Genomic DNA, 3,393 nt, shown 5'->3' on the forward strand with positions numbered 1-3,393 from the left:
GACACGCTGAAAGTAGCCGCCTGTTCGAAGTGTCATGGTCAAGACAACGATCCGTCCTATCCCGTTCTGGCAGGACAACCCGCCGAGTACTTGAATCGTCAGCTGGCGTTGTTCCGAAACCGATCACGAGGCGGAGTCGGCAGCGGCAACCTGATGCACCCCATCGCCGACGCCCTCGACGAAAAACAGTCGCAGCAAATCGCCAGCTACTTCGCTTCCCTTCGTCGCGAGCCGATCGGGTCCGACCCATGATCGTCACCCGACGTTGATTTTCGACTGTGCTACTGGCACGACAGTTGCGTAAGTGCCAATCAACTTGGAAACGCCGCGTAAACGTCTCCGCGGCGGATTGGTGGATGACTTAAAACGCGTAGCAGAGGTGTTGCCGTGTATATAGATCGTGCTTCAATTATCGAGTTTCTCGGTGGCCCCTTGGATGGGCTACGTGTCGACGCTTGCCAAGACCAGCCCGCGATCGTGCTGGTCAAATCACCGGTCCAAGCCGCTCAGCGTTCCACACTCTCGCACCTCGTGGGGATGTTCCTGCCTCAAAACCCTCCGCAACCGGAAATCACCGCGGTTTACGAGCTGGAACTGGGACAACGACCCGTTTATCGCTATTTGCGATCGATCGCGACGACGAAAGTCACCATCGGCGCGACGACGTATTTGGTCGAAAATCAACCGGAGTGATGGTTGCTGATCGGTCATGCCACGCCCAACGCGTTGATTTCAGCCCCTTGATTCAATCAGCCGGCCCGTGGTGGTGAGAACGACGCAATGCGAGGAGCGCTAGTGTCGTGACCACGCCATCTAGAACCGGGGTGGATGACCGAGGCCAGTACTTTCAGGCACCGGAAAACCACCCTTGGCGATCGACAGGTCGCAGTCCATAATCGGACAGCGTTTCTCTGTGCCGCCTCAAGCGTTTCGAACTCTAGCGTCCCGCACAAGCGAGTCGCCGATCACGCGCCGAGACAGCCACCTTTTGCGAATCGAACGGCGGCCGGTCGAATGATCAACGAAGCATTAACAGCTCCCCGATCTGCATATTCTCGTTTGCTGATCATTTCCTTTGCGGGACTGTTGCTGTTGGCGTCGACCTATTGCGTGCACTTGTTTCTTCGCGTCGACAGCGCGACTCGAACGAACAATCGTCGGGTCCCATCGGTCGGTCGATTGGTGGATCTTCGCAGCAGAACCCATGATGCCGTTCAAGAGTGTTTTGCGTACGTCATCTCTGGCGACGAGGCCGAGAAACGGGATTTCGAAAGTTGGACCGCGGACTATGAACAGATTTCCCAATCGTTCATTCATCAGTCGGCGTTGGATGAAGCTTCACGAGTGCAATTCGATCGCGTCCTGAAGCATCAACGGCACATCGCCGACAGCGGAAAACGATTGATCGATGGGTACGATCAAACCGGCGTCGTCGATCCGATTGACTTCCACGCCTTGGAACATGACGTTGATCAATTCGGCCAGGCCATCTCGGTGCTGCAAAACCAACTTGAGATCGATTTGGCGAAATCGCAATTGGACACAGCGCTGGTGTGGAACCGAACCCGGACGGAGAGCATCGTGCTGGGAGTCGTGTTTGCCGTTCTGTCGTCGACGCTTCTGGTGCTGCTGCTCCGCCGCTTTCACGCCTACGATCAACTGCGTGACGAGGCGATGACCAGCATTTTGGAAAGCAACCGACGGTTCCGCTTGATTTTTGATTCCGAACCCCAGTGCGTCAAACTGGTCGATCGCGAAGGGCGTCTGGTGGATATCAACCCTGCCGGACTTGGGATGCTGCAAGCGGATCGTGAAGAGGTTCTGGGGGAATGCATCTTCGATGTGATTGTCGACGAAGATCGCGAACGTTTCGTCAAAGCGACGCAAGCGGTCCTCCGCGGGGAATCGAACAGTCTGGAATTTGAAATCGTCGGATTGAAGGGCCAGCATCGCTTCATGACGACTCGCCAGGTCCCCATTCGATACGGATCCGACGAATCACTTCATGTGCTAAGCATCACCGAGGACATCACCGAGAAACGGCGCATCGAAAAACAGTTGAAGGACCATCGCGACAAGCTGGCACACGCCAGCCGGGTGAATTTGCTGGGCGAACTGGTTTCCTCCATCGCCCACGAATTGAATCAGCCCCTTTCGGCGGCGACCAACTACGCGTTTGTGCTCGAAAAACTTGCCTCGGAAACCCCCGTCCAGACCGCAGCGATCCGTGAACATGCCGGACAGGTTCGTGGCCAGGCGCAACGTGCCGCCGAGATCGTGCGTGGCGTCCGACGTCTGCTTAAACCCAGCCCGGGCGACAATCAGCCAACCAATATTCATCAGCTGATCGAAAGTTCATTGGGCATCATGGGTCCAGACCTTCGCGCCCATGGCGTTGATCTGCACACTCACTTGCACGCCGAATCCCTAACCGTGTTTGGCCATCAAGTGCAGCTCCAACAAGTCCTCATGAACCTGTTCCAAAACGCGATTCAGGCGATGGACCAGGTGGAACGCCCCCGGCGGACACTGACCATTCGCACCGCGTCGACACCCGACCACATCGAGATTCGCGTGGAAGACACCGGAAACGGAATCGAGTCCGACGACACACAGGATGTTTTTCGCACCTTTTTCACGACGAAAGCGGAAGGCATGGGCATGGGCTTGGCCATTGCACGTTCTATCGTCGAAGCCCATCAGGGATCACTTGTCGTTGAACAATCCACTAGTCGCGGGACGGTCTTTCTCGTGGTGCTGCCACTAAGCGGAGAATCCGCCGATGAATGTTGCGAAAGCAAAAGTTTGCATTGTTGATGATGACCCCGCCGTCCAAGACTCCGTCCGGGCGCTGCTGGCAGCCTTCGGATTTGAAACCCATTGCGTCGCAAGTGCCGAAGAATTCTTGCTGGGGAACTTTAGCGGCTCCATCGACGGCATGGTGCTGGATCTGCGACTGCCCAAAATGAGCGGAATTGATCTGCTGACCCAACTCACCGAACAAGGAACCGCCGTCCCGACCGTTGTGATCAGCGGACATCGTGACGAAGACGTCCTGGCTCAGCTGGCGAGCTTCCAGGCGGTGATCTTCCTGATGAAACCTTTTGCACCGAACCGACTGGTCGATTTCCTCAGCGAGCACTGCACGAGCAACGGAAACGGCCGATCGGATCATTCGAACCACGGCTAAGCCATCGCCTGGCCCCCCCGTCGATGACGATGTATGACGTCGCGATGTGCGCAAATCACCGATGGACGCGTGCGCACGAACAAGAAGACTCGCCGCCAAGCGACTACGATGACGGTCGAAGGCAGCCGAGGGACGGGCGAAACGCATCAATCAACTCTGTTTCACTCGCTCGCCGAGGTCCTGCGTCCTATCAGCCATTGGCC

4 protein-coding genes are annotated in these 3,393 nt (G+C 56.7%); all 4 read left to right on the forward strand.

The features are described from left to right. Positions 1–252 (forward strand): cytochrome c (locus ABX749_RS26665; protein WP_372898679.1); only part of this gene is annotated, 252 nt, incomplete at its 5' end. 135 nt (positions 253–387) lie between these two features. Then, positions 388–693, forward strand: coding sequence for a hypothetical protein (locus tag ABX749_RS26670; RefSeq protein WP_372898680.1), 306 nt, complete (start codon positions 388–390; stop codon positions 691–693). A 366-nt stretch (positions 694–1,059) separates the two neighbouring features. Continuing rightward, positions 1,060–2,817 (forward strand): sensor histidine kinase, encoded by a 1,758-nt coding sequence (locus tag ABX749_RS26675; RefSeq protein WP_372898681.1) that lies wholly within the window; start codon positions 1,060–1,062, stop codon positions 2,815–2,817. After that, positions 2,783–3,190, forward strand: coding sequence for a response regulator transcription factor (locus ABX749_RS26680; RefSeq protein ID WP_372898682.1), 408 nt, complete (start codon positions 2,783–2,785; stop codon positions 3,188–3,190). Before ABX749_RS26675 ends, ABX749_RS26680 begins: the two co-directional genes overlap by 35 nt. Positions 3,191–3,393 lie beyond the last annotated feature (203 nt).

The organism is Stieleria sp., from assembly GCF_041595215.1.
Classification (GTDB): Bacteria; Planctomycetota; Planctomycetia; order Pirellulales; family Pirellulaceae; genus Stieleria; species Stieleria magnilauensis.

What these genes read in the sequence shown, in the direction of transcription:
- ABX749_RS26680 (WP_372898682.1), top strand. Translation starts at nt 2,783, where the DNA reads ATGAATGTTGCGAAAGCAAAAGTTTGCATTGTTGATGATGACCCCGCC.